General features: G+C 44.1%; 17 protein-coding genes. 8 read left to right on the top strand and 9 right to left on the bottom strand.

The window, feature by feature from the left end; genetic code table 11:
- Positions 1-9 precede the first annotated feature (9 nt).
- The 3 genes from AC0VYA_RS20560 to AC0VYA_RS20570 all read right to left on the bottom strand — a co-directional run bounded on the left by AC0VYA_RS20560 (position 10) and on the right by AC0VYA_RS20570 (position 2290).
- Entirely contained in the window at positions 10-288 is a 279-nt protein-coding gene (locus tag AC0VYA_RS20560) for a hypothetical protein (protein ID WP_475489506.1), read from the bottom strand.
- A 214-nt stretch (positions 289-502) separates the two neighbouring features.
- Entirely contained in the window at positions 503-1540 is a 1038-nt protein-coding gene (gene dusA / locus AC0VYA_RS20565) for a tRNA dihydrouridine(20/20a) synthase DusA (protein ID WP_473476750.1), read from the bottom strand.
- Positions 1541-1744: 204 nt separating this feature from the next.
- Positions 1745-2290 (bottom strand): carboxymuconolactone decarboxylase family protein, encoded by a 546-nt coding sequence (locus AC0VYA_RS20570; RefSeq protein WP_475489507.1) that lies wholly within the window; start codon positions 2288-2290, stop codon positions 1745-1747.
- Between the two features lie 300 nt (positions 2291-2590).
- On the opposite strand from AC0VYA_RS20570, the gene AC0VYA_RS20575 reads away from it, so the two are divergent.
- The 5 genes from AC0VYA_RS20575 to AC0VYA_RS20595 all read left to right on the top strand — a co-directional run bounded on the left by AC0VYA_RS20575 (position 2591) and on the right by AC0VYA_RS20595 (position 7063).
- A complete protein-coding gene (locus tag AC0VYA_RS20575) occupies positions 2591-3145 on the top strand; it encodes a pyridoxamine 5'-phosphate oxidase family protein (protein ID WP_475489508.1) in 555 nt (184 codons plus the stop codon).
- Between the two features lie 182 nt (positions 3146-3327).
- Complete coding sequence (locus tag AC0VYA_RS20580; protein WP_011576750.1) at positions 3328-3903, top strand: HNH endonuclease; 576 nt, start codon at positions 3328-3330, stop codon at positions 3901-3903.
- A gap of 112 nt (positions 3904-4015) precedes the next feature.
- A complete protein-coding gene (locus tag AC0VYA_RS20585) occupies positions 4016-4918 on the top strand; it encodes an acyltransferase (protein ID WP_011576751.1) in 903 nt (300 codons plus the stop codon).
- A 3-nt stretch (positions 4919-4921) separates the two neighbouring features.
- Positions 4922-5818 carry an acyltransferase gene (locus AC0VYA_RS20590; RefSeq protein ID WP_475489509.1) on the top strand — a complete coding sequence of 299 codons (897 nt, stop codon included), beginning with the start codon at positions 4922-4924 and terminating at the stop codon, positions 5816-5818.
- Entirely contained in the window at positions 5819-7063 is a 1245-nt protein-coding gene (locus tag AC0VYA_RS20595; protein ID WP_011576753.1) for a mechanosensitive ion channel family protein, read from the top strand.
- A gap of 56 nt (positions 7064-7119) precedes the next feature.
- Here AC0VYA_RS20595 and AC0VYA_RS20600 read toward each other — a convergent pair whose 3' ends face one another.
- The gene (locus AC0VYA_RS20600) at positions 7120-7320 is read right to left on the bottom strand and encodes a hypothetical protein (RefSeq protein WP_041714132.1); all 201 of its coding nucleotides are present in this window, start codon (positions 7318-7320) and stop codon (positions 7120-7122) included.
- A 284-nt stretch (positions 7321-7604) separates the two neighbouring features.
- Between AC0VYA_RS20600 and AC0VYA_RS20605 the strand changes: the two genes are divergently transcribed.
- Positions 7605-8384, top strand: a complete 780-nt coding sequence (locus AC0VYA_RS20605) for a DUF2884 family protein (protein WP_475489510.1) — start codon at positions 7605-7607, stop codon at positions 8382-8384.
- Positions 8385-8470: 86 nt separating this feature from the next.
- Entirely contained in the window at positions 8471-9322 is an 852-nt protein-coding gene (locus AC0VYA_RS20610; protein WP_475489511.1) for a sugar nucleotide-binding protein, read from the top strand.
- Positions 9323-9390: 68 nt separating this feature from the next.
- Here AC0VYA_RS20610 and AC0VYA_RS20615 read toward each other — a convergent pair whose 3' ends face one another.
- From AC0VYA_RS20615 to AC0VYA_RS20625, 3 genes are all read right to left on the bottom strand, one after another.
- Positions 9391-10812, bottom strand: coding sequence for a sodium-dependent transporter (locus tag AC0VYA_RS20615; protein WP_475489512.1), 1422 nt, complete (start codon positions 10810-10812; stop codon positions 9391-9393).
- A 140-nt stretch (positions 10813-10952) separates the two neighbouring features.
- Positions 10953-11714 (bottom strand): SDR family NAD(P)-dependent oxidoreductase, encoded by a 762-nt coding sequence (locus tag AC0VYA_RS20620; RefSeq protein ID WP_475489513.1) that lies wholly within the window; start codon positions 11712-11714, stop codon positions 10953-10955.
- Entirely contained in the window at positions 11711-12136 is a 426-nt protein-coding gene (locus AC0VYA_RS20625; protein WP_475489514.1) for a thiol-disulfide oxidoreductase DCC family protein, read from the bottom strand. The genes AC0VYA_RS20620 and AC0VYA_RS20625 overlap by 4 nt, the downstream gene beginning before the upstream one ends.
- 168 nt (positions 12137-12304) lie before the next feature.
- Here AC0VYA_RS20625 and msrA point away from each other — a divergent pair, with 168 nt between their 5' ends.
- A complete protein-coding gene (gene msrA / locus AC0VYA_RS20630; protein ID WP_011576759.1) occupies positions 12305-12847 on the top strand; it encodes a peptide-methionine (S)-S-oxide reductase MsrA in 543 nt (180 codons plus the stop codon).
- Here the strand turns inward: msrA and AC0VYA_RS20635 are convergent.
- Complete coding sequence (locus tag AC0VYA_RS20635; protein WP_475489515.1) at positions 12844-14013, bottom strand: hypothetical protein; 1170 nt, start codon at positions 14011-14013, stop codon at positions 12844-12846. The two genes, msrA and AC0VYA_RS20635, sit on opposite strands and share 4 nt — an antisense overlap.
- 143 nt (positions 14014-14156) lie before the next feature.
- The gene (gene lacZ, locus AC0VYA_RS20640) at positions 14157-17294 is read right to left on the bottom strand and encodes a beta-galactosidase, LacZ type (RefSeq protein WP_475489516.1); all 3138 of its coding nucleotides are present in this window, start codon (positions 17292-17294) and stop codon (positions 14157-14159) included.
- Positions 17295-17363 lie beyond the last annotated feature (69 nt).

Consider the following 17363-nt stretch of genomic DNA (forward strand, 5'->3'; position numbering starts at 1 on the left):
ATCATCTCCTTATTCTGCTTGGTTTTTATCTTCTTCATCTACATTTAAATCAGTAATAGTGATTTTGCTTGCATATACAGGCTCATTACTATTAATACTAAACATGTTGCTAGCTGTCAGTACTGCTTCTTGAATACCATACTGAAGTTCAGTTTTAGTTGTCTCTATGGTTTTCACCATCATACCGCTAACAAATTGCTCTAAGTTCACTTCGGCTGCTGATGCATGTGAGCTAAATACAAAGGTAGACGTTAAGGCGATCGCTGCGATAGTTGATTTAGTAAACATAATATTTCCTCTTTTCGTTAAATAATTAAGTGTTTTGATTTTTTTTGAACACTTTAGTTAAGTCGAGTGAAATATTGCGAGAGTTGTGCCAAGTGCAAAATATTTTATAAGAAATTGATTTATAAAGATTAATTTAAAAATCAATGTGATCATGAAAACCAAAATAGGTTAAAAATGCAACAGGTTAGTAAAAACCACCACTTAAGTGGTTAAATTAGCTAACCCTACTATCTTGATACGCTTTAGCGGTGGCGCGCGCTTCTTCAACCGCTGCCAATGCGTTAATAAGTAGTTCTGGGCCGACCTGCAAACCATTCTTACTTTGCCCAGTGCCATGCTGGCTCAAATAACGTCGCCAAATACGCCCCCCAGGTTGACCTTGAAATAAACCCAACATATGACGAGCTATATTCCATGCTCGCGCACCACTTGCCATCTGAGCTTCAACATAAGGCAGCATAGCGTGTACTATCTCTTCTCGGCTTGGTACTGGGCGGTCATCTTGATAAAAAAGCTTGTCCACGTCAGCCAGAATATAAGGATTACTGTAGACCTCACGCCCTATCATTACACCGTCAAGCTTCTCTAGATGCATGGCTGCATCATCCAGCGTTTTCACTCCACCATTGAGACTCAGGTTTAACTGTGGAAACTCTTCTTTTAGCGCATAAACGCGGTCATACATCAAAGGAGGAATATCACGATTCTCTTTTGGGCTGAGACCTTTCAACCAAGCTTTACGAGCATGCACCGTGAATATGTCGCACCCAGCATCAGCAACAATCTGAATAAAATCGGTTAAGTCTTTGTATTCGTCCATATCATCAATTCCAATACGGGATTTCACCGTAACAGGGATATCGACTTCTTTTTGCATCGCCTGAATACAAGCCGCTACGGTTTCGGGTTCTGCCATCAAGCATGCGCCGAAACGCCCATTTTGTACTCTATCAGATGGGCAACCAACATTAATATTGACTTCGTCATAGCCCCGCTCTTGGGCCAGGACGGCACAACGCGCCATATCCACCGGATCAGACCCGCCTAACTGCAGTGCAACAGGGTGCTCAGCGTCGTTGAAAGCAAGGTAATCTCCTTTACCAAAGATAATAGCCCCCGTGGTAACCATCTCTGTATATAGCAGGGAATGTTTGGAAATTTGACGCAAAAAATATCGACAATGCTTATCGGTCCAATCAAGCATTGGCGCGACAGAGATGGTGCGGTTGAGGGGTACAGACGGATTATTCACTGAAAACCTTTGATAGTTAAAATTTTTTAATAACAACCAGTCACTGGTAATTATCAATATGCCCCTTCGAGACTGAGAGCATAAATAAGCAGCGAATTATAGCATTGGTGCGCGCGTCGATAAACGTCAGGTTGATGATCGTGAAAAGGCCGCTTATTCAACGGCCCTTGATGACGTGAACTAAGTCAGTGTAAATGCTTTTATTTACTTCCAAGCAAACTTTTTAAACGGCTCATCAACGGGTGTATTCGCTACATGGTTAGTGTAGTTACTCATCACTTTTTGCGACAAACCTAGAATGATTTCAAGCAGTTGTCTTTGCCCGTAACCAGCTGCAAAGAAATTTTGTATTACATCATCAGACACTGCACCGCGCTCGCGCACCATAGCTAGCGTTGTATCGTGTAACACTTGTAGTTTTTCGGTTGGCATAGCTTCTCTATTACGCAGTGCTTCTGTTAGCTCAGCTGACACTTTCATTGAATTGGCAATTGCGGTGTGAGCGGGTACACAATAAGTACAATTGTGCTCAACGTTAATCGTTTGCCATACAACCGTTAGCTCTTCAGCGTCGAATGAAGAATCCATGAATAACTTATGAAGCACTTGGTAACCTTCAAGCAATCCTGGCGCTTCGGCCATCACAGCATGCAAGTTAGGGATCATGCCATTGGTCTTTAGTGACTTTTCTAGAATCGACTTACTTTTTTCTGGCGCTGTTTCTACTGTGTGGAAGGTAAAATCTGTCATCGAATGTTCTCCAGATATTAGGATTGATGTGGTGACTTTTCTAAGTCAGTGAAAGCAATGTATATCATCATGAACGATCGTTCAAGTTAAATATGAACGACTGTTCAAAAATAGCTAAACTGCTACGTCCATCGTCGAAATAGCATCATCGAATACTTGTCCTACTTGCTGGCGCTAGTATTGTTCACCTAAGGTGTTCGAGTCGTAAATATTCAATCAGATTGTGAGTATCCAGTTGTGCTATGGTCGGGTTACTCGGTTCGAACCTATTTCACATCACTCAATAAATGAGGAGCGTTAATGGAGCATCATTCACCCTGGCACGCCATATTTTATCAGTCGCTGTCAGCGCATGAAAAAATACCAGCGAGTCGCTACTTACAGCTTGCCACGGTTGATAACCAAGGCAACCCACGTTGTCGTACCTTGGTTTTTAGAGGCTTAAACCAAGATAAAAATCAGTTGTATCTGCACACAGATAATCGAAGCGAGAAAATGTCGCAACTTGAGATACAAAAACATGTAGAAGCGTGTTGGTACTTTAGCGAAACCCGAGAACAGTTTCGCTTCAGCGGTCACATAGAGTGTATCGGCCAAAGCGAAAAGTCAGAAACGACGAGCGGTTCGCCAAAAGCCCAGCATTTACGTCTTGCGCATTGGCAAAAGCTGAGTGACGCGCTACGAGAAAGTTATGGGCCAAACTATGATATTGCCCAGCCTGATGAGAATTTTGTTTTGCTGATCCTGCACATCACCCGAGTGGATTATTTACGCCTTGCTCCCCTGCCTCACTTACGTGTTATTTACCACCTTGACGCTAGCGAAAATTGGCTAGCAGAGACTGCTGTACCGTAAAAACGACCTGCCAAAGTTGAGCAAGCATGTTTCAAAGGGATTAGTCAAAAAATCAACAATTAATGACAGTTGGTCAAAATAAGTACACAGTAGAGCTGTAGGATAGATTTCTATGGGTTAACGCTGCCCATATAGGGTTACCCAGTAAAATCTATTATCTCTACCTTTAGCGAGGCAAGTGTATGTTGGTATTAAGATTGAACAAATCTGGCCTACCTCAGGCATGGATCACTTTAGAAGAAGCGGCTAAGTACTATACCCAAGATCGCGTTTTATTTGAGTTAGGTGATAGCAAGCGAGTGCTGCGCGGTGGCTGGAATAAGCATGGCCTGCAGAGCCGCTTAACCTTGTCTTCAATTATTGGCTGCGACGGAAAAGTCACCCCTCCTTCCGGTAAGGTGCCCCTGAATAATCGCTACTTATTTCGCCGAGACAATAACTTGTGCATGTACTGCGGACAAAAATTTCGTATACCTGAACTCACCCGTGATCACATTATTCCTCGCTCAAAAGGCGGTCGTGACATTTGGACCAATTGCGCTTCAGCCTGTAATCGCTGTAATTGTTTCAAGGCGGATCGTACCCCAGAAGAGGCCGGGCTTTCTCTTATCGCCGTGCCCTTTACACCAAATATATATGAGCGATTCTACCTGATGAACCGACGCATTCTGACCGACCAAATGGCTTTTCTGGGCAGTCACTTTTCAAAAAACCGCGCATGGGAAACGACAGATAACAGCGAAATAGCGCTTATTTAGCCAGACTTAAGGCACAAATTAAGCAAAATAGTGATACTTCACTATTAGGTTACTTCTACTTTAGTTTACACTACTCCTTTGTTTGATATTGCGTTGGGTTGGAGTAAAGGTTGTGACGTTGTTGTTTGGCAATTTGATGGGTGTCCTGTCGGTTATTTTGTATTTTATCAACACAGTATTTTGGGTTATTCCCATTGTATTACTGTCATTTCTAAAGCTGATCCCAATCAGAATATGGCGCACTGGGCTTTCTTATCTGCTCGATGGTTGTGCCACATCTTGGATCACAATCAACAATGTTAACCAAAACATATTCAGTCGTACCAAAGTCGAAGTGTCCGGTGTTGAAACCCTTACTCGAAATGACTGGTACCTAGTCATAGCGAACCATCAGTCATGGGTGGATATTCTCATTCTGCAAAGGGTATTCAACCGAAAAATCCCGTTTCTTAAATTCTTTTTGAAGCAAGAATTAATCTGGGTACCCTTTCTAGGGATTGCTTGGTGGGCGCTCGATTTTCCCTTTATGCGTCGTTACACCAAATCATTTCTAGCGAAAAACCCTCACCTTAAAGGGAAAGATCTAGAAACCACACAAAAAGCCTGTGAAAAATTTCGCACTAAGCCTGTCAGTATCATGAACTTCGTTGAAGGCACACGCTTCACCCCACAGAAATACCAGCGCCAGTCTCCCTCGTTTCAACATTTATTGAAGCCAAAAGCGGGTGGAATGGCATTCGTGTTAAGCGCTATGGGCAGCCAACTACACAAACTGTTAGACGTCACTATTTACTACCCCCAAGGCATCCCAACGTTTTGGGACTTTGTGAGCGGCAAGGTTAAAACCATCAAGGTTCACGTTTCAGTTACCCCTATAAGCGACTTATTGCAAAGTGACGCGTTCGCACAAGACTATTTTGACAATCCCGCGCAACGCGTCATATTTCAGCGCTGGCTTAACAGTGTGTGGATAGAAAAAGACAAGCGAATCGAACAATTATCGACGGAGCAGTAAAGGATGTTTTCTATACTGCGCGGAATGCTTGTTTTTCCGCTTCACCTTAGCCTGCAGCTTATTAATTTATCTTTCTGGGCGATACTGATCATCTGCTTAGGACTGCTCAAATTTATTTTACCATTTGCATTCATATCACGCGCTTTTAATCCTGTGCTCGATTTCATGTTATGCGCCTTTGGCGTTATCAGTGTGCGCCTAATCCGCTTATTCAATCCTGTACAATTCGATGTCCAAATCGACGGAGAGCTAAGTAAAGAGCATTGGTATTTAATGATGCCAAATCACTTAAGTTGGCTAGATATTATCTTACTGGTCGACTTCGCCGCGGACAAAATCCCTGCACCTAAATTTTTCCTGAAGAAAGAGTTAATTTGGTTACCTTTTGTCGGCTTAGGCGCGTGGGCGTTAGACATGCCCTTTATGCAAAGATACAGTCGAGAATTTGTGGAGAAAAACCCGCACCTAAAAGGCAAAGACATTCAAACGACTAAGCGTTCATGTGAGAAATTCAGAAGCTGCCCCACCACTGTGATTAATTTTGTAGAGGGCAGTCGCTTTACTCAACAAAAGCACCTGTACCGAAAAAGTCCTTTCACCCATCTGTTACCGCCAAAAGCCGGAGGGATCGCTTTTACTCTTGCCGCTATGGGGGAGTTATTTACCGGGATTTTAGATGTCACGCTTATGTACCCGGATAATCTCCAAAAGCCCATGCTCGACATGCTCACCGGGCGCCTAGGAAGAGTAATACTTCGCGTAACTGTTGCTCCCGTACAAGCAGACATTATCGGCGACTACTTCAATGATGAAGACTTTAAGCAAGGTTTTCAAACCTGGTTGAATGCACGATGGACGCACAAAGACACACAAATAAACCTGTTATCTGGAGGTAAGTAAGTGGAGAGAAGCGCGCAATTAAGTGAATACATCATTCAAGGTTATCAATATCTTGGCCTTTCTGTGAAAAACGATGGTGCGATATTTGCGATTACCGCAGTCACACTGTTGATGTGTTTAGCTTGGCTCAGTTTCAGATTAGTACGTATAGCCTTAACAGGTCGGTTAACGCGCTTGGTTTTCAACAGCAAAAATACTATTGACGATGAGCTTCACGAACACGGTGTGTTCAGACGTATCGCCCATATCGTACCAGCCATGGTGATTTACTTATGCAGCAGCATGTTGGTAGAAGATCCCATTCTGTTTTCTGCGTTACAAAAAATCGCTATTATTTATATGCTTATTGCAGCCGTAGCGGCGAGCAGTGCATTACTTAACACAGTCGAAGACATATACAACGCCTCTGAATTAGCAAAGCGAGCTCCTGTTACCGGTTTTATTCAGGTAGGTAAGTTGTTCGTGGTTATTGTTGCCGGTTTGCTTATTATCTCTAACTTGCTGGATAAGTCACCGCTATTACTGCTTTCCGGTTTAGGTGCTGTCACCGCGATCCTGTTGCTGTTATTCAAAGACACCATTTTAGGCTTTGTAGCGGGTATTCAGATTGCGGCCAACCGCATGGTAAATAACGGAGACTGGGTAGAACTGCCTAAATATGGTGCTGACGGAACGGTTTTACAGGTCGGCCTCACTACAGTAAAGGTACAAAACTGGGACAAGACGATTTCCACCGTCCCGACTTACAGTTTGATAACAGATTCAATGAAGAACTGGCGCGGCATGTCAGAGTCTGCAGGTCGCAGGATCAAACGCTCCATATACATAGACGTAAACAGCATTAAATTTTGCGATCAAGAAATGCTCGACGACTTCCGTAAAATTCGCTACATCAATCAGTATATAGAAAAGAAACGTGCCGAATTAGACGCCTATAATCAAGAGCAAAAAATTGATATTCAAGACTTATTAAACAGCCGCCGTTTAACCAACATAGGTACCTTGCGCGCTTATTTGGTTTCCTACTTACGCCATCACCCTAGCGTTAATCAGGATATGACATTAATGGTGCGTCAATTGCCGCCCACTGAATTAGGTTTACCACTAGAGATATATTGCTTTAGCGCTAACAAAGATTGGATAGCCTACGAAGGTATTCAAGGGGATATATTTGATCATGCCCTGGCGATGCTGCCAGTCTTTGGATTAAGAGCCTATCAGCGTATAAGTGATAGGCCTCACTAAGTTTTCGTGTTTACCTAAGTTGACCTTAGGTATCAATCTACATTGACTGTAGGTAATTAACCTACGGTCAATGCGTATAAGAATAGTAAGAACAACACCACACCAGATACACCGAAAAAACCATATTCAACACGTGATTTCATCACATCACCTTGGTCAACTGGCTGGGCAATAAAGCCCATAATAATGCTGGTAACACCCAATACAAACGCCACCAAACCAAAACCAAACAAGATTGCATCAGTCCAATTACCCATTACTCTTCCTCAAAATAATAAAATCAATCTAAAAGCCCACACCAATAATGGCGGAATTATATACCAAATTACGACAGAAAACATAGGCTGGTGAAATTGCCTAACTATTAGTGTTTTCACTTATAAAATAACAAATGCCAAGCAAGTAAGAGTTCGGTGAATTACATAACTAATTGTTTAAATTAGTATTTTATAAATTGGCGTGGCCTTTGCTGTATCGATGCCAAGAAGGATGCTAATCAATCCATTTAAAAAAGCCGAATGTAAATAAAAGGAATAAAGCGATGCGTAATCTTATTTTTTGTACAGCAATGTTGGTTGGTGGCAGTGCGGTTGCTGCAGAGCAACAGTGTGATGTTGAGTTTAACGGTGGTTTACAGTTAGAAAACCAAGTGCTGACATTAACCACTGAGCAAGAAAATACGATAGTCATCAATCAAAGCAAGCAGCTTTATGTCAATGGCACGCAAACCCACCTTTCTGACGACCAACAACAACAGTTGGACGAATTTTACGACGGCATTGCATCCGCCGTTCCCATGGCCGCCAATATCGCATCAGATGCTATCGAGCTCGCAAGTTACGCCCTTAACGAGACATTCACCCAGTTACTCGGTGAGAACAACTCCGTTGTAGCGGACATTACCGCACAACTCAACGCGCTAAAGCATGAACTCGACCAAAGCTTTTATGCCGATGATGGTTCAGTACGTTTAAATTCAGCCCACTTTAACGATGGCCAGTTTTTAAGCGAGGGGTTTGAAGAAAAGTTTGAGCAAGCGATAGAAACCATTGTTGCCCACTCGATAGGCCAAATCATGATCACAATTGGCAGTGAGTTGATGTTCAATGGTGGCGATGTCGATGACTTTGAGCAACGCATGGAAAGTTTTGCACACAATATCGAGAACAAGTTTGATAAAGATGGTGAAGCATTAGAAGCTCGCACCGAGATACTTTGTGCGAGTTTAGCCAACATCGACCGCTTGGAAGAAAAACTGCAAAATGAAGTACCGCAACTTGCAGACATGGACGTACTTCAGGTAAGAGGCTACGCAATGTAAATTTACCAAATTGGTATATATTTCGAGACGAATTCGTATAGGCTAGGCCGCAAAGGCAAACACAAAAACGAAGAACAAAGAGCACTATGAAAATAACCATTTTTGGTGGCGGTTGGCTAGGCCAGCCGCTCGCTGTCGCGCTAAGCAAAAATTCTGAAAATGCCAACGAAACTGCTCCTGAGGTTCAAGTTACCTGTCGCAGCGAAGCATCCATGGCAACCATCCGCGCCCAAGGTCTTCAAGCCCGTCAGTTTATTCTAGGCGGCTCTTTACAAGATAAAGCTGCCGGCAGCCCTCTACTGCATAGTGATATAGTCGTAATAAACATTCCTCCTGGGCGCAGAAATCTAGCGAACAATCCAAAAGCCAGCGAACAGTTTGTCAGCGACATGTCTACCCTCATCCGTCAAACCTGCATTGAACAAAGCGCTAAGCTTATTTTCATTAGCACCAGTGCTGTTTACGGCGATGTTGAAGGGGAAATAACGGAAAACAGCCAGCTAAACCCGAGTACTGAATCGGCGCGCGCCCATTGCGCGATAGAGCAATTTATACAACAAAACATACCTCAAGCCGCGACTATATTACGCCTAGCAGGATTGGTTGGCCCAAAACGGCATCCAGCCAAGTTTTTAGCGGGTAAATTAGATTTAAGCGGAGCAAGCCAAGTAGTAAATCTGGTCCATCAGCAGGACGTGATCCACGCTATTGAGCACATCATTAATCGTGAGATATGGGGAGAGATACTGCATCTGTCAGCGCAAGCACACCCCACCCGAAAAGAGTATTACAGCTGGGCTTCAAAGCAGCTAGCGCTAACACCACCGGTGTTTTCAGAGGAACAAAAAGCATGCTCAGGAAAGCGACTCAACCCAGAATATACTCTGCGAAAACTCGATATGCAGCTGAACTATCCTAGTCCTTACGACATGCTATAACACTCGCAATCGGCGAGTGCTATAGCTTTTAAAGAGTGAAATATTGAGTACGTGTTTGGCTGCCTTGCTTAACCGATTAACGCATTGCCAAAATATTTAAGCGCCACGGTATTAATAAAGACCAAGAGCAGAATAACCGGAATAAAGGTACCCAAAGAAAAGTTAACGTATTTTTCGAACCAGCTATTGGCGAATTGTGGCGCACCTAAATCTAACTCAGTGTTCAAGTTACTTTTCTTCCAGCGGTAAATTACAAACAGGCACACTAACAGACCATTAAACGGCAATATCGTGTCGTAGAACACATCAATGATCACATCAAACACAGATTTAGTTTGGCCTGCGTAGGTCAGAAACTCTGTGAAGAAAGTAGAAATACCGAAAGACGTGGCGGCTGCAATCGACATCACCACAAGTAATCCGCCTAAGATCGCCAGTGACTTTTTACGGCTATAGCCTTTATCTTCCATCAAGGCTGAAACCGGCACTTCAAAAATAGAGACCAAAGACGTAATTGCAGCAAAAAACACTAACAGGAAAAACAAGCTAGCGACAATGCTCGCGCCTGCGTAGCCAATAGTGCCTTGTAAGGCCAAGAAGATTTTCGGTAAGAAAGTAAAAATCATGCCCACGGATGAATCGCTTAGACTTTGTGTATCGGTATTGGGATTAAATGAAAACACAGCCGGTAAAATCAATAAACCAGCAATAAACGCCACTGCGGTATCCATTAAAGCAACAAGCTTTGCAGAGCCCGGCACGTCGGCGTGTTTATCAAGATATGAGCCGTACGTCAGCATTATCCCCATCCCCAGCGATAGCGAAAAGAACGCTTGAGATAAAGCAGCACTGACCACAGCAGCATCAATTTTGTTGAAGTCAGGGATAAGGTAGTACTTCACTCCCTCAAATGCGTTGTCTAGGGTTAAAACAAAGACCACCAAGCCAATTAGCATCACAAACAAAGTCGGCATCATTAACTTAGCGGCTTTCTCAATGCCCTGTTTCACCCCACCCTGTAAGATCATGTACACAATAATCAGCACACCGATCATGTAGTAAAACAGCTCGTAGCCGTTAATGAAGACCCCGAAAGTGCTAGGGTCAGCCAATACATCAAGGTTACCCAATAGACACTGCACCAAATAGCCGAAAATCCACACCGTGAGTACCAAGTAGAATATGGCAATCATAAAAGGAGTAATCGTGGCTAGCCAGCCTGCTATCTTCCAGTGACGCTGTCCGCCCGATAATACATTGTATGCCCCAAGCGGATCTTTGCGGCTAGCTCGGCCTACCGACATCTCGGCTAACATCACAGGTAAACAAATAAATGCGACGAAAATGGCGTACATTAGCAAAAAAGCACCACCACCGTTTTTTGTTGCCGCAACCGGAAAACCAACCATATTTCCGATACCAACTGCAGAGCCTGCAGCCGCGAGAATAAAACCTAAACGAGAGCCAAACTGTTCGCGAGGTGCGCCCATAAAGACATCCTTTATTGTTGTTATATGTTTTTATAATAATGCACGGATGTTAACAGCAGATAATTGAAAAGTCTTCGCTCAGATGTATTCGCAAAACGTCTGAGGTGCACAAAATATTTACAAGTAGGTAATTGCCCTGCTCACCACGGGATCTCTTTGCCGTCCCAATCGATGAAATAAGGGCCTCTATCTGGTTGAACAGTAGATAAATGCATCAACAAGCGAGATACGCTGAATTCGCTGGTGAACAGTTTTTCCGGTTTAACGTTGCTTTGAAAAGGCTTAGATAAGGGCGTGTCGACCGTTCCGGGGTGATAACAGACCAGCGTGACATTTTTAGCACGCCGTTGATATTCTACCTGAGCAGTTTTGATCAACATATTAAGCGCTGCTTTACTCGCGCGATAACCGTACCAGCCACCTAAGTTATTATCTTCAATACTGCCTACCCGCGCGCTGAAAAAACTCACATCGACAGGCAACGAACCTCTAAATAAAGGTAAAAGGTATCGTAACCACAGTGCAGGAAGCACTGTGTTTGTGGCAAAATACGCACTTAATGTATCGGCTGATAGCTCTTCTAATCGTTTCTCTGGGTGCAGGCTAACATCGTTATCACTCACGCCATGTAGCACCCCGCTACAACAAATAACTCGCGTAAACTGTCCTTGCTGTGCAAGACCGTGACAAAAATCAGCCACCACTGACTCTTTGGTGTAATCGAGCTGGATTAATTTGGCACCTTTCACAAAATGTGAAATATCAGCATCGGGCTTTTGAGTTATCTGACGCGAAACACCGTACACGGTGTCGTATTTACCTGACGCCAGTAATTGTCTGAAGACCTCACGGCCCAGTCCGCCCGACGCACCAATAACCAACGCATTGCATCTTTCTGTCATTTATCTTCGCCTTTACCCTTTAAATCGTCTCTCATAGTTGCCGGAACAGTACAGGTCTCGCACCGCTTCTTACCGGTAAGCAGATAGGAGATAGTGTACCGATGACGGGCAAAGAATGCGTAGAACCCATCAGCAAACCAGCGAATAATCGGCCAGCGCATCCAGCCATACAACCAACCTTTGCCAACCGTATCCCATGCCAGATAAGTTGCATCTAGTCCTGTCACCATTTCGCCATTCATTTTTTGTACATGAATACGAGCATTCAAATCATGCCAGTTTACGTTTGGATAGTCCTTGGAAAAACTCGCCATCTGTATGTCTACAAACTGAATATTATGCCCTTCGTCATAAGCTTTTAGCTTATTCATTTCGGCTAAGCACAAAGGACAAAAGCCATCATAGAAAATACGAATTGCCATGCTCACCTCTACAATTAATAATTACCTGTGGGCTATGTTTTGCCATGCATACGTTCTATTACGCGCGCCGTAAAAAAATAGTTTACTCAGTAGACCTTGAACACGCAGAACAATGTAACCACATTAATGATTAATAAAGATGATCTACAAAATTAAGTGAGATAAGTCATGGCGAACATTCAACAAGCTACATTAGGCGGCGGCTGTTTCTGGTGTTTAGAATCAGCATTTAATACAGTCGAGGGCGTTGAACTGGCAGTCAGTGCCTACGCTGGAGGCCAAAGCCAGAACCCGACCTATGAGTCTGTATGTAGTGGCGAAACCGGCCATGCCGAAGTGGTGCGTGTCAATTTTGATGCTGACAAATTAAGCTATCGTGAAGTGTTAGAAATTTTCTTCGCTTTGCATAACCCTACACAACTAAATCGCCAAGGTAATGATGTGGGTACTCAGTATCGCAGCGCAATTTTCTATCATGATGAGCAACAAAAACAGGCAGCAGAACAAATATTGCAAGAGATTAGCGACGAGAAAATTTGGCCCGACCCAGTTGTGACCGAAGTTATCGAGCTAAATAACTATCACCAAGCAGAAGATTATCATCAAGATTACTTCAGCAATAATCCGCAAAATCAGTATTGCAATATGGTGGTTGCCCCCAAACTCGCGAAATTTAAGAAAACATTCGCCAGCCGCTTAAAAAGCGTTTAGTGGGCTTCCCTGCCTTGGGTAAACCATGCATCTTGAATGGGTAGACTAAACAGTAAAGGCGCCATCTTTTCGAATTTGGCGCTATTTTGGTCACAGCTTATATTGTTTAAATACACCTTCTTCCAAGGGTCATTCACCATCCACAATGTTTCGTCAATGATGGCCAATCCCTCGATTGAACCATTATCCATAGGCTCCCACGGCGGGCATTTTTCGTCAGGCTGCGCCACTGGCGCATAAAAGCCTAGGTCTATGATCAGCGTTTCGAGTTGACCTGCAGGATCGACTAACCAGAGCTGCTCATCGTTTCGCGCTGCAGCAAATAAATATTCCTTGCCTTCGCGCTCATATATCGCCAGTGCATTGATAGGGTGATTACCGTGTTTAAAGAGAGGCAGTTTAACCTGAGTATCTTCGACAGCGATAAACCCCTCTTGCAGCCAAGTTTCGGCAGTAATCCTTGTAGTAAAGATACGTGCCTGACCCGCGGCATCTTTTTCAAGGCCGAAATACAGTTGTCCATCGCGGCTAAGTGCTAAGCCTTCAATGCCGTCATTAGGAAAATTACCCAAATTAAACGAAGTGGCAAACGTTAAAGGTCGAGCATGGGTCATTGTCACTGAGTTATCGTCTTGTACTTTTAGGCGAATAAGCACAAAGGGATATTTCACCGAGCCTGAATCACCAAATTGTGCGGCGCATTTCCCACTAAGCCCCTTGTGATCACTGGCATCTTCGGTAATGGTTAAAAACACGCCTGACTCATCAGGAACCGCCACCAGCGCTTCTAAATCAGGATTCCCCTGAATATAGGCGGCAAAGCAACTGTCTTTTAAATTGTCACTTAACGAAAACGCCATCGTGTCGGGTGCAAGCTGAGCCGTTTCCGGCGAAATAACATGCAATTGCATACGCTGTGATACATCTGCACTTCTATCGCTTAACGAGATGAGTTTGTCATTCCATACCGTTAAGCCAGAAGTTTGCGGATCAAGCATGACGTCCCCATTGACCTCAGTGATCCATTGCCCTTTTACGGTCATGGTTCCACCGGCGATCCCAGCATTTTTACCTTGTACAACAGGCGTCACATCTGGGGCCTGCTGTATTTGATCACAGCCGGCCAACATCATTATGACCAGGCCCAAAACCATACGCTTAAGCATTATGCACATTCCGAATTCACCATTTTGCTATGTTTTATAAGTAGATAAAGGGTCTCGGTCAATAGTTCTCATAATAAAAACAAGTGATTGGTTGAAAATCAGCCAACATGCTGATCTCGTTCAATCTGAACTAGCTTTGTCTTTTATGCTCGACACGGCTTCATGATAAATCCATAGTGATAATCACGCCATGGCAAAGTGTATTTAAACAATGGCGCAGTTCCCCAAGAATCAGTACCTGCCACACCACGCTGTTTGTAATCAATATTGATAAACAGGCGATCGTGTTTTGTAAGTTCATGTGGGTGCAAACCGCGCTTGTCGAATTGATCATATTCGTGCACGTCATACCGTTGTGCGCCAAAACCGATTTGCGGTAATCCATCAAAGGTCAAACCTAGTCCATTGTCATTACTGAAGGTCACGCTACGCACATCACTGCGATAACCATTTTCTTGCGGCCGAACATAAGGGAAATACAATTCATCAACCGATTTAGCGTAGCGCCCTACAAAAGCCGAAGTCTTGCGGTCCCAATAGTTTTCGTGCGGGCCGCGTCCAAACCAACTTACTTGGTCGAACTGGCTAGGCATTTGTAGCAAACTTCCTATTCGCGGCAAGGCACTGTGAAATTGATGAGGTGCAGCATAAAGCCAAATATCAAAGGTGACACAGCCATCAGCATCAATGGTGTATTTGCTTAAATAACGGCTTTGTACGTCTGTTAAATAGTGCTCTGTGGAAACCTCAATAGCCTGAATTTGCCCTTGATCATTCTTTAGTGATTGCCAATTAAATGCGCTTAATTCGATATGTTGCCCGCCGTACTGCCAATCTTTGGCTTTCTCAGGAAAGCCTTCACCAAAGTCATTGTCCGTAGGCGCTCGCCAAAATTCAGGGCGGATTGCTTCAAGCAACATTGATTCGTTTTGCAATTGGTAGGCACATAACAGCCCTGTTGCTAAATCAAATTGAATCGAGAAATCATCTCCGCTGCATTGCAGTTGGGCATCAGTTTCATTAGTCCTGAAAGTATCGTGCTTTGCACAAGCTTCTTTTGTGATGTCTTGTGATTTATGCACAGCTTCAGATAAATGCGTCAAGGGGATTTGACTGCGTGCCACAGTAAACCCAGCAGGGATCATGTCGTTGCCAAACCGACTAACAAACTCAAAGTTAGCGAAGTACTCAGCACCCGCTGTTGGTTTTACAGCCACACTCAAAGAAAGCTCACGAGTGGACTGTGCTGGAATCTCCAATTCCTCAATCACCCCACTTCGGACAACATGGCCGTTTTCCTCGATGCGCCAATGCAGCGAGACGTCAGATAAATCAGTAAAGTAGCGCTTATTTTTAACGGCGATGGTGTGCTTTTTGAAATCAACCCGCTCAACATTCATGTGCTGATAAACCGCTTGAACTTCAAATGCATGAGGGTTAGGAGTTCTGTCTGCCGCCATCACCCCATTAGCACTGAAGTTACCATCGTGATACATACCCGGCTCTTCCATGTCACCACCGTATCCCCAGTACGGCGCGCCGTCTTCTGACGTCAGTGCAAAGGTTTGGTCTACCCAATCCCATATAAATCCCCCTTGCAAAAGAGGATAGTGCTCAATCACCCGCCAATAATCAGCTAAGTTGCCCATGGAGTTACCCATAGCGTGCTCGTACTCGCATAAAATGAGCGGGCGGGTTTCGCCGAGCTCCGCGTAGTGCTCAAGCACAGGGATGGGCGCATACATCTGGCTATACATATCTGTATGGCGACGCAATTGGGCTTGCTCTGACATCACGGGCATGCTGGTTTTGGTTTTCAGCCAATCATATAATGCTTCCATATTCGGCCCATCGCCCGTTTCATTGCCGATTGACCAAATAACAATACTCGGGTGATTCTTGTCTCGCTCGTACATATTGGAGACTCGATCAAGATACGCGCCTTTCCAGTTAGGCATGTTACCCATATGGTCTTTAGGCTCGTACGATATCGCTTGGTTCGCTGCGCCTATGCCATGGGACTCAATATTGGCTTCATCCACCAGATACATTCCATATTCGTCCGCCAGCGCATACCAATAAGGATCATTTGGGTAATGAGAAGTTCGTACCGCATTAATATTAAACTGCTTGAGCAGCTGCATATCTCGGCGCATGGAATCGCGACTTATCACGTGTCCCTTAACAGGGTCGTGATCATGGCGGTTAACCCCTTTGAATAGCACGGGCTGACCGTTGATCAACACATTGCCATTTTTCAACTCACTAGTTCGAAAACCAACGCGGGAGTATATGTACTGCAAAGGTTCACGCTTTTCGTTAAGCAAGGTCAGTTTTAGTTGATATAAGTGCGGTGTTTCGGCGCTCCACTTGGCCACATTTTTTATCGTACCGGTCAAAAGCAAGTCAGTACATTGTGACTCCCAATTCGCTAATGTAACGGTTTGCTCAAAAACGGGAGTCAAATCAGAGTCAAATAAGTGCGCCTGTAACTGATAGTCTTTTCCCGCACTTTCTTGGCCCCCTACATGCGAATGAATATTGACTGCTAATGAAAACTCCCCATGCAGGTATTGGTTATCAAGGGTGCTCAAAGCATGAAAGTCGCGTATGCGTACCTTAGGCGTACTATATACATACACGTCACGCTCAATGCCCGATAAACGCCACATATCTTGTAATTCTAGATAAGTACCGTCAGACCAGCGATACACCTCGAGCGCAATCACGTTATCACCCGCTTGCACGTACTGGGTAATATCAAATTCTGCAGGGGTTTTAGAATCTTGTGAATAACCGACTTTATGGCCATTTACCCAAATATAAAACGCCGATTTCACTGCCCCTAAATAGACGAAAACGTGCTTATCTTGCCAATTATCAGGCAAGGCAAAGTGACGCCGATAAGAGCCTACTGGGTTATTGTCCTCAGGCACATCACCTGCAATCGGGTGCTTAGCGAAATCCACCGCTGTATTGATGTAGTTCGCCGCACCATAGCCCAACAACTGCCAATTACCCGGGACGGCTATTTTATCCCACTGACTGGAGTCAAATTCAGGAGTGTAAAAATCTAATGGTCGCAAGTTTGGTGCCTTCACCCAATGAAAATCCCATTCACCATTAAGACTCAAATAGTCTTGAGACATAAACGGCGAATCTACGTACCCCTGTGAGTCATCTGAAAAGCCATAAAATGAGCTACGCGCTGGCTCTTTGTTAATGGCGAATACTTCGGGGTTTTGCCAATCAGGCACAGTAGAAGATTGAGGATATGTCATAAAAGCGGCTCCAATATCAAACGCTCAAAAATAGTTACTTAACGGAAATTCAAAAAACTGTGTTATCAG

The organism is Paraglaciecola sp. QJM3NY_14 (genome assembly GCF_056173245.1).

Excerpts from the sequence above, each read along its gene's own strand:
- AC0VYA_RS20620 (WP_475489513.1), bottom strand. The coding sequence starts at position 11,714 with ATGACAGAAAGATGCAATGCGTTGGTTATTGGTGCGTCGGGCGGACTG.
- AC0VYA_RS20590 (WP_475489509.1), top strand. The coding sequence starts at position 4,922 with ATGTTTTCTATACTGCGCGGAATGCTTGTTTTTCCGCTTCACCTTAGC.
- AC0VYA_RS20560 (WP_475489506.1), bottom strand. The coding sequence starts at position 288 with ATGTTTACTAAATCAACTATCGCAGCGATCGCCTTAACGTCTACCTTT.
- msrA (WP_011576759.1), top strand. The coding sequence starts at position 12,305 with ATGGCGAACATTCAACAAGCTACATTAGGCGGCGGCTGTTTCTGGTGT.
- AC0VYA_RS20635 (WP_475489515.1), bottom strand. The coding sequence starts at position 14,013 with ATGCTTAAGCGTATGGTTTTGGGCCTGGTCATAATGATGTTGGCCGGC.
- AC0VYA_RS20615 (WP_475489512.1), bottom strand. The coding sequence starts at position 10,812 with ATGGGCGCACCTCGCGAACAGTTTGGCTCTCGTTTAGGTTTTATTCTC.
- AC0VYA_RS20610 (WP_475489511.1), top strand. The coding sequence starts at position 8,471 with ATGAAAATAACCATTTTTGGTGGCGGTTGGCTAGGCCAGCCGCTCGCT.
- AC0VYA_RS20570 (WP_475489507.1), bottom strand. The coding sequence starts at position 2,290 with ATGACAGATTTTACCTTCCACACAGTAGAAACAGCGCCAGAAAAAAGT.
- lacZ (WP_475489516.1), bottom strand. The coding sequence starts at position 17,294 with ATGACATATCCTCAATCTTCTACTGTGCCTGATTGGCAAAACCCCGAA.
- AC0VYA_RS20580 (WP_011576750.1), top strand. The coding sequence starts at position 3,328 with ATGTTGGTATTAAGATTGAACAAATCTGGCCTACCTCAGGCATGGATC.
- AC0VYA_RS20575 (WP_475489508.1), top strand. The coding sequence starts at position 2,591 with ATGGAGCATCATTCACCCTGGCACGCCATATTTTATCAGTCGCTGTCA.
- AC0VYA_RS20600 (WP_041714132.1), bottom strand. The coding sequence starts at position 7,320 with ATGGGTAATTGGACTGATGCAATCTTGTTTGGTTTTGGTTTGGTGGCG.
- AC0VYA_RS20625 (WP_475489514.1), bottom strand. The coding sequence starts at position 12,136 with ATGGCAATTCGTATTTTCTATGATGGCTTTTGTCCTTTGTGCTTAGCC.
- AC0VYA_RS20605 (WP_475489510.1), top strand. The coding sequence starts at position 7,605 with ATGCGTAATCTTATTTTTTGTACAGCAATGTTGGTTGGTGGCAGTGCG.